Source organism: Pseudomonas sp. CF161 (genome assembly GCF_000416215.1).
Lineage (GTDB): Bacteria > Pseudomonadota > Gammaproteobacteria > Pseudomonadales > Pseudomonadaceae > Aquipseudomonas.
In genome coordinates, this window is record NZ_ATLP01000028.1 from 1 (window position 1) to 8,566 (window position 8,566).

The window sequence follows — 8,566 nt, forward strand, 5'->3', positions numbered from 1 at the left end:
CCAGATCCTCGCCGCCGGCGCCGGCACCACCGGCGTGCTCCTGGCCACCTCCCCCGGCCTGGTCATCGCCGCCCTGTCGATCCTCACCGTCATCACCCGCGCCAACGCCAAGCCACAGCTCAAGCCTGCGCATTGATGCCCCCAGCGGCAGCGGCCGGGTAGCCGCTGCCGCAGGCTCAGGCCGCGTTCAAATGCTGGCCATCTGCACCGCCGCCCATACACCTGACGCATCACGGCGCACTCAAGGGCCAGCGCAGCCTCGTTCCTCGGCAGCGGCTACAGGGCCCGCAGACGCCGAAAACCAGGCTGGCGAGCGCAGGCCGTGAGCCGTGGCCAACCCGGCAGGACGCCAGGTTAGCCGCGCAGGCCCACCTGCATTACCCCCCTCACGCCTCAGTAACCGAGCGACAACCCCGTGTTGCGGCGCGGGTCATTGGCCCCGTAGAAACGGTTGTTGCCCACAGGTTCGCCACCCAGGGACGGTGCGCCCACCAGGATCGCGGCCAAGTGGTTGGCGTCCTGTGGGCCGGCAAACTTATGGCCCCAGCCTTGCAGAATCTTTTGCGTGTCGGGGCTGACCGCAAAGGTCTCAAGGTTAGTGGTCTCAGGCATCCACTGCTGGTGGAAACGCGGGGCATCCACGGCTTCCTGGATGTTCATCTTGTAGTCGATGACATTCAGGATGGTCAGCAAGGTTGCAGTAATGATGCGACTGCCGCCCGGTGTACCGACAACCATCACCGCCTTGCCATCCTTGGTCACGATGGTCGGGCTCATCGACGACAGCGGCGCCTTGCCCGGAGCGATGGCGTTGGCTTCCCCCTGAACCAGGCCGTACATGTTCGGCACGCCGACCTTGACGGTGAAATCGTCCATTTCATCGTTGAGGATCACCCCGGTCTTGCTCGCCATTACGCCGGCACCGAACCAGTCGTTGAGGGTGTAGGTCACCGAAACCGCGTTGCCCCACTTGTCGACGATGGAATAGTGCGTGGTGTTGTTGCCTTCATGGGGCGACACACCCGGCTTGATCGCCTGGGAGTCACCTGCTTTCTGCGGATCGATCGCGGCACGCAGCTTGGCGGCGTAGTCCTTGTCCAGCAGGTGGGCGATCGGGTTCTTCACGAAGTCCGGGTCGCCGAGGTAGCTGTTACGGTCCACGTAGGCGTGACGCATCGCTTCGATCTGGTAATGCAGGCCTTGGGCCGAGTGATAGCCCAGGTCCGCCATCGGGTAGCCTTCGAGGATATTCATGATCTGGCAGATCACCACACCGCCCGAGCTCGGTGGCGGTGCCGAAACCACGTGGTAGCCGCGGTAATCACACTCGATGGGCGCCAGTTCACGGGTCTTGTACTGGTTGAGGTCAGCCTGGGTGATGATGCCCTTGCCGGCCTGGCTGGAATCCACCAGGGCCTTGGCCACCCAACCTTTATAGAAGCCGTCGGTGCCCTTGGCGGAGATTTCCTTGAGGGTCTTGGCCAGGTCTTTCTGCACCAGTTTCTGCCCGACCTGCAGCGGTTGGCCGTTATGCAGGAAGATGCCGCGCAGGTCCTGGTCTTTTTCGAACTCGCCGGTGGCGGTATGCAGCAGGTCGATATCACCCTGCTCCAGTTCGAAGCCGTTTTCCGCCAGCTTGATCGCCGGGGCAATCACTTGGGCGCGTTTGAGGGTGCCGTATTTGCTCAGCGCTGTTTCCATGCCAGACACTGTGCCGGGGACGCCGACCGCCAGATGGCCCTTGGCGCTGAGGCCTTCGATGACCTTGCCGTCTTTGTCCAGGTACATATCGGCAGTGGCCGCCAATGGGGCTTTTTCGCGGAAGTCGAGGAAGGTTTTGCGTCCGTCCGCCAATTGCACGGTCATGAAACCGCCGCCCCCGAGGTTACCCGCCGCCGGATAGACCACGGCCAGCGCGTAACCGACTGCCACGGCGGCATCCACCGCGTTGCCGCCAGCCTTGAGCACATCCACCCCCACATGCGTGGCCAAATGCTGGGCGGTGACGACCATGCCATTTTCACCGGCCACCGGGGCCTGTGACGCTGCTTGCACGCCGCCGACCATCAACACCAGGGCGGTGGCAATCAAGGTACGGCTGAAGGGTTGGTATTTCATCCATGGCTACTCGAGTGATTGAGGTGCACCAAAATAGCCCGACTCGGATCCAACCCCCAGCGCAATGGCGTTTTTATTACAGAACTTGTCGGTCATAGAACGGACACGAAAAAGCACCTGCTCTATTTCGCGCTGTGGATGTCGACCCTCAAGCTCGGCACCGTGCGCCGATCCGTGGCGACCAGTTGGACCTGGGCCGCTATCACCTGGTCGGCCACTCCATGGGCGCGCGTTTTGCCGTGCACAGTGCAGTCACGCATCCCCAGGGCGTCAACCGTGGGGTGCTGATCGACCCGCCGATGATCGACTTTATGCAGGGCTACACCACCCAAGGCGCGCCCTTGTTCGCGCCAGGCGTGGTCAGTGCCGTGGCTGAAAGCGTCGAGCTGCCGGCCAGTGCGCGCCAGCATGGAATTGCGGTGATGCATCCCCATATCCGCTACCATGCCGGCCATTTCGTCGACGGCGGTATCTGGGTCAAGAAGGCCCCGGTGATGAAGGACATGGTCGAGGGCAACCCACTCGCGGCGTTCTGCGCCGAGGTGTTGCCCCAGGCCGATGAAGTGGTCATCACCAAGCAGTACGCCAGTGCGTTTTTCGGCAGCACCTGGCCCCGATGCTGCACGCCCAAGGCATCGCCACCGTGGTGCTGGCCGGCTGCTCCACCAGCGGCTGCATTCGCGCCACCGCAGTGGAGGCGGTGCAACACCGGTTTCGCACCATCGTTGTGCGCGAATGAGTCGGCGAGCGGCACCCGGCGCCCCATGAAGCCAACTTGTTCGATATCGACAGCAAGTACGGCGACGTGGTGAGCAAACAGGAGGCGATGAGCACATTCAAAGCGGCTGTATAAAAACCAGAAGTGACCGCCAGGAGACACCCAAATGCCCATTGCGAATGCAGCGCCCGCGACTACGGTCGCCGACCCCGTCAACACGCTCTACCACAAGATCACCTGGAAGCTGATTCCGTTCCTGTGTTTCTGCTACCTGGCCGCCTACCTCGACCGTATCAACATCGGCTTCGCCAAACTGCAGATGCTCGACCAACTGCACTTCAGCGAAACCGCGTTCGGCCTTGGCGCCGGTTTGTTTTTCGTCGGCTACATCATCCTTGAAGTCCCAAGCAACCTGGTGCTGGAGCGGGTCGGCGCAAAAATCTGGATCGCGCGCATCATGATCACCTGGGGCCTGCTCTCGGCCTGCACCATGCTGGTCACCTCCACCACCCAGTTCTACATCCTGCGCTTCCTGCTCGGCGCCGCCGAAGCGGGCTTTTTGCCGGGCGTGCTGTATTACCTGACCACCTGGTTCCCGACGCATCGGCGCGGGCGCATCATCGCGCTGTTCATGATCGGCCTGCCGCTGTCCAGCGTGGTCGGCGGCCCGTTATCCGGCTGGATCATGAGCCACTTCGACAACATGGCCGGCCTGCGCGGCTGGCAGTGGCTGTTCCTGATCGAAGCGGTGCCCAGCGTATTACTCGGCGTGCTGACCTTCTGGGCATTGCCCAACACCTTCCAGCAAGCCAAATGGCTGTCGGACGAGGAAAAGGCCTTGCTGGAACGTGAACTGCGCAAGGACGACGCCGACGCCACCGGCAGCAAGCACAGCTTCCGCGACGGTTTTTTCAACCTCAAAGTGTGGATGCTCGGCGGTATCGACTTCTCGATCCTGCTCAGTGCCTACGCCATGGGTTTCTGGATGCCGACGTTTATCCGCAATGCCGGGGTCAGCGACACCTTCCACATCGGCATCCTCACCGCCCTGCCAAGCGTCGCCGCCCTGCTGGGCATGCTGCTGATCGGCGCCAGCTCGGACAAACACCGCGAACGCCGCTGGCACATCATCGTGCCGTTCTTCATCGGCGCAGCGGCAATGGCCAGCAGCACATTCTTCACCCACAACGTCGCGGCCACCGTGGCACTGTTCGCGATTGCCTCCGCTGCGATCATCGGCGCCGTACCGGTGTTTTTCAGCCTGCCGGCGACCTTTCTCAAAGGCACTGCGGCGGCCACCGGCTTTGCCCTGGCCTGTTCGCTGGCGAACATCGCCGGCCTGGTGAGCAACTCGTTGATGGGCGTTGCAATTGACGTCACCGGCAGCAGCGCAGGTGCCTTATGGTTTTTCGCCGGCTGCCTGATTCTCAGCAGCTTCCTGGTCATCGCCCTGCCGGCGAAACTGGTGAACCGTTAACCACAATAATTTGTCGGATAAATCACCCTGCAACGTGCCCTCAAACACTGCGCTTAACTTGTCGCCGCCGGCCTACTTGCCGGTACGGCCCTGGTCAGCGCCAACGTAGCCAGGGTCCTGGCTGGCCAGTTCAAACCAAACGCGTGCCTCAAGTGTTTTTGTAACCCCTGCCAATAGCTCGGGCCGCGTTCGGATGCCGGCCTTCAACACCACCACAAATACACCCGACACATCACGGCGTTCTCAAGGACCAACGCTGCCTCGTTCCTCGGCAACGAAACAAACCAGGCCGGCCGCAAGGCCGCCGTCTCGCTCTTGATTTTGATTTTGATCTGGGCGCCCCGTTAAACCACGATGGCCGAACGCAGGCAGTGAGCCGTGGGCAACCCGGCAGGACGCCGGGTTAGCCGCGCTGGGCCAAGGATGGCCCATCGCGGCGGCCCACGGCTCACTGCCGGAGTGAGGGCATGCCGAGCCTAGGCGAAGCACCGAGTGGTGGGGCAAGAGCGTTTTGGTTACTTTTGCGCTGTTCAAAAGTGACCCGCCGTAAGGGCGGAACCCATACTCGCCATCACCCGCAGCAACGGATATGTACACCCAGGAATCAGCGGACTCAGGTTTTAGGGCCGCTACGCGGCCCAGCGGGAGCAAGCTCCCTCGCCACAGGTGGTGTTTCCTCAGGCATAACTGCCCCCCCCCACGGACCAATGAAGGATAAAGATGCTCAACGATTTCACCATCCACGGAACCGCCATCGGAACCACCACCAGCCTCCAGCTGGACGAAATCTCCATTCTCGCCACCCCACAAACCCTGAGAGAACTGGGCCAGTTCCTGATCCACGCATCAGAACAAATGACCACCCATGGCCTGGAGCACCTGCACCTACAGGATGCACTGCAGGATTTCTCCCCCGAGCAGCACGTGGACATCATCGCCCTCAACAAAGACCAGATACCCCCCACAAAACCCTGACCCGCCAACGAACCAGGCCCACAGCCCCGATGCGCGAGGCTGCACGCCCACCTCCAACGGCCCGCCCTAGAACCCCACAGTGGCCGACACCAACCAGGTACGCGGCGTCGACAACGTCAACCCTGCCGCACTGTCGGACGAAGTGGCAGCCGAGGCCCAGTAGGTTTTATCCAGCACGTTCTCGACAGTGGCACGCAGGGTGATCGGGCTTTCACCCAGTTCAAAGGCGTAACGCGCGCCCAAGTCATAGCGCTCCCAGCCGTCGATTTTCTGCTGGTTGGCCGGGTCCAGGTACTGCGAACTGGTGTGGATCGCACGGGCAGTCAGGGTCAGGCCGCGCAGGCTGTCGATATCCCATTCCGCGCCGAGGTTGGCGTTGACCACCGGCGCGCCGGTGCCGCGATTGCCGTCATACAGGCCCTTGCCGGTTTCGGTCTGCACGCTGTCGAGCAGCATCAGCCCGCCCAACAGGCGCACGCCCTCATGGGGTTCGCCGAACACATTCAGCTCCAGGCCCTGGTTGCGCAACTGGCCATCGGGCTTGAAGTTGTTGTTCTCGTCGTAGACATAAGACGGCTGCTGGATGCGGAACAGGCTGGCGCTCATGCCGAAGCTGCCCAGGTCGTACTTGGCGCCGACTTCCACCTGTTTGCTGCGGTACGGCGCGAACACTTCGTTGGCATTGGTGGCAGTGGTCGGGGCGGTTTCGCCCTGGCTCAGGCCTTCCATGTAGTTGCTGTACAGCGACAGGTGATCGGTGACCTTGACCACCAGCCCCAAGGCCGGGGACAGGGCTTTTTCGTCATTCACCGGCTCGTCGCGCAAGCCGTTGCTCCAAGAGGTGACCTGGACCCGCTGCAAACGCGCCCCCAGGGTCAGCAGCACCTGGTCCTCGGCAAAACTCAGGGTGTCGGCCAGGGCCAGGCTGGTGAAACGGTTTTCGGTGTGGGTGCTGGTGTCGATGCGGTTGGGGCGTCCCGGCAACGGCAGTTCCACTGGGCGGTAGAGGTTGCTGACACCGCGCAGGTAACGCTCGCCGGCGTTGTCGAAATCCATATTGAAGCGGTTCAGGCTGAGGTTCACCGTGTGCCCGACTGCCCCGGTATTGAACCCGCTGCGCAGGCCGATGGTGGCGGTCTTGACGTCTTCATCACGGCGAAAGGTGCGCGGGGTGACAGTGAAATCACCCTTGCTGTTGGTCACCTGCACCGCGTGCCGCAGGAAGTCATAGTTGCCTTTGCGCGCGCCAAAGGCGGCGTACACCATCAGCGAGTCGCTGAGGTCATACTCGCCGCGCACCGCGCCGAAGCTGTCCTTGGAATGGGCGTAGGTCCAGGACTGGGCGATGTTGCGCTTGATGTCTTCGGCCTTGGGCATTTTCGCCGCGGCCGCCACTTCGACCCGCTCGATCGGCGCATCGGCGTGGCGTTCCTGGTGCCCCAGGTCCAGGGACAGGCGCAGCCGCTCATCACGCAGGTCGAGGCCGATGACCCCGGTCTCGCGCTTGATCTGCTGGTGGTCCCACTCGGTGTCGCCGGACTGGCGTACGCCATTGAAGCGCAGGCCAAAGCGGTCGCCCTCGCCGAAGCGGCGGCCGATGTCCACGGCGCCGCCGGTCTGCCCGGCAGAGGCGTAGTTGGCGGTGAATTCGGTCAGGGGGATGTCCTGGGCGCGCTTGGGCTCGATGTTGATGCCGCCGCCCACGCTGCCCCGGGGCGCAATGCCGCTGAGCAGCATGCCCGGCCCCTTGAGCACATCCAGGCGCCCGACCATTTCCATGTCGATGGCGTAGGTCGGCAAGATCCCGTACAGGCCGCCGTAGGACACATCGCTGTTGAACAGGCTGAAGCCGCGCACCGAAAACTGCTCGAAACGCCCACTGGCCGGGTTGGTGGTGCGCACCGACGGGTCGCTGGCCACGGCGTCGCCCAGGGTCCGCGCCTGCTGGTTTTTCAGGGCCTCGGCGGTGTAGGACGTGAGGTTGAACGGGGTGTCCATAAAGTCGCGGTCGCCGAGCAGGCCCTGGCCGCCCTTGCGATCCACCTGGCCACCGGCATAGGGCTCGCCGCTGCTGGGGATGCTGGCGCCGAGAATCGAGGTGCTGGGCAGCTCCAGGCTGCCCGCCTCGGGAGCCCGCGCCAGGGTATAGGCCTGCTCGCCCACGGCTTGCAGTTGCAAACCCGAGCCCTGCAGCAACCGGGCAAAGCCCTCCTCCACTGCGAACTCACCGGAAAGCCCGGCGCTGTTGCGCCCACTGACCAGGCCCGGATCCACCGACAGGTCGACCCCGGCCAGCCCGGCAAACCGGGTCAGGGCCGCGCCCAGGCTGCCGGCCGGCACCTGATAGCTGCGGCGGCCGGCATCCTCGGCCCAGCTCACAGGGACCAGCAACGGGCTGGCGCTCAGGCTCAGCAACAGACTCAGGCGCAGCAAGGGACGCACAGAACTAGGCATTACGAGGGGCATTGAAGAGGCTCTCTTTTTCGTTCACTTACCTGCAATGACAGGCACCTCGAAAAAAGGGGACAGCCCTCAAGCCACTTTTTTACGCGGCAGCAGCGTGACCCAGAAACGGGTCCGCGACTGCACCTCCAGCGGCAGGCTGGCGGCCAGCAGGGCCAATACCCGGTCGGTGTCCTCGACCCGAAAACTGCCGGTGACCCGCAGCGCTTCCAACTCCGGTTCCCAGCGCAACACGCCGCTGCGGTAGCGACTCAACTCCCGCAGGAAATCGCCCAGGGGCTGGTCCTGGGCCATCAACACCCCTTCGCGCCAGCCCGGCATCGCGCTGTCGAAGGCCTGCGGCAGCCCGGCCCCGGACGCCTGCAGACGGACCTGCTGTCCGGCGCCCAAGCTCAGGGCCGGGCCTTGCAGGGGCTGCACCTGCACCGCGCCACTGACCACCGAAACCCGACAACCGAGGCTGTCCTGGCGCACGCAGACTTCGCTCTGGCTGACCCGCACCCGGCCAAAATGGGTGTGCACGGTCAGGGCCTCGCTGCCCGGCACCTTGAGCGCCATCTCGCCCTGGACCAGGGTCAGGCGGCGCGCGGCGAGGTCCACATCCACCGCCGTGGCGGTATTGAGTTGCAGGGAACTGCCGTCGGCCAGGGGCACCTGTTTGCGCTCGCCGGTGGCGGTGTGCAGGTCGGCGCGCCAGACCTCCAGGGGCAATTGCCGGCTCAGCAACCAGGCCGCCGGCACCAGCACCGCCACACCCAGGCCGCGCTTGAGCAGCGCGCGGCGTCCCGCTTGCGGGCGGTCGAGGCTGGCCAGGG

The 8,566-nt window shown here is 63.8% G+C and carries 5 protein-coding genes and 2 pseudogenes; 4 read left to right on the forward strand and 3 right to left on the reverse strand.

The window, feature by feature from the left end; all coding sequences use genetic code 11:
• Positions 1-136 (forward strand): annotated as a pseudogene (locus CF161_RS33310) (3-(3-hydroxy-phenyl)propionate transporter MhpT); the annotation flags it as partial.
• Between the two features lie 257 nt (positions 137-393).
• Here CF161_RS33310 and ggt read toward each other — a convergent pair.
• Positions 394-2,118, reverse strand: coding sequence for a gamma-glutamyltransferase (ggt, locus tag CF161_RS00440; protein ID WP_020294556.1), 1,725 nt, complete (start codon positions 2,116-2,118; stop codon positions 394-396).
• A gap of 221 nt (positions 2,119-2,339) precedes the next feature.
• On the opposite strand from ggt, the pseudogene CF161_RS00445 reads away from it, so the two are divergent.
• The 3 genes and pseudogenes from CF161_RS00445 to CF161_RS00455 all read left to right on the forward strand — a co-directional run bounded on the left by CF161_RS00445 (position 2,340) and on the right by CF161_RS00455 (position 5,288).
• A pseudogene (locus CF161_RS00445) lies at positions 2,340-2,971 on the forward strand (isochorismatase family protein).
• Between the two features lie 31 nt (positions 2,972-3,002).
• Positions 3,003-4,313: an MFS transporter gene (locus tag CF161_RS00450; protein WP_020294558.1), complete on the forward strand. Its 1,311-nt coding sequence runs from the start codon at positions 3,003-3,005 to the stop codon at positions 4,311-4,313.
• Positions 4,314-5,033: 720 nt separating this feature from the next.
• Complete coding sequence (locus CF161_RS00455; protein WP_020294559.1) at positions 5,034-5,288, forward strand: hypothetical protein; 255 nt, start codon at positions 5,034-5,036, stop codon at positions 5,286-5,288.
• Between the two features lie 66 nt (positions 5,289-5,354).
• Here CF161_RS00455 and CF161_RS00460 read toward each other — a convergent pair whose 3' ends face one another.
• Both CF161_RS00460 and CF161_RS00465 read right to left on the reverse strand, forming a co-directional pair.
• The gene (locus CF161_RS00460) at positions 5,355-7,754 is read right to left on the reverse strand and encodes a TonB-dependent receptor (RefSeq protein WP_043228265.1); all 2,400 of its coding nucleotides are present in this window, start codon (positions 7,752-7,754) and stop codon (positions 5,355-5,357) included.
• A 66-nt stretch (positions 7,755-7,820) separates the two neighbouring features.
• Positions 7,821-8,566 (reverse strand): FecR family protein (locus CF161_RS00465; protein WP_043228267.1); only part of this gene is annotated, 746 nt, incomplete at its 5' end.

Bases quoted from the DNA above. Each gene is read 5' to 3' on its own strand.
- CF161_RS00460 (WP_043228265.1), bottom strand. From the start codon at position 7,754: ATGCCCCTCGTAATGCCTAGTTCTGTGCGTCCCTTGCTGCGCCTGAGT.
- ggt (WP_020294556.1), bottom strand. From the start codon at position 2,118: ATGAAATACCAACCCTTCAGCCGTACCTTGATTGCCACCGCCCTGGTG.
- CF161_RS00455 (WP_020294559.1), top strand. From the start codon at position 5,034: ATGCTCAACGATTTCACCATCCACGGAACCGCCATCGGAACCACCACC.
- CF161_RS00450 (WP_020294558.1), top strand. From the start codon at position 3,003: ATGCCCATTGCGAATGCAGCGCCCGCGACTACGGTCGCCGACCCCGTC.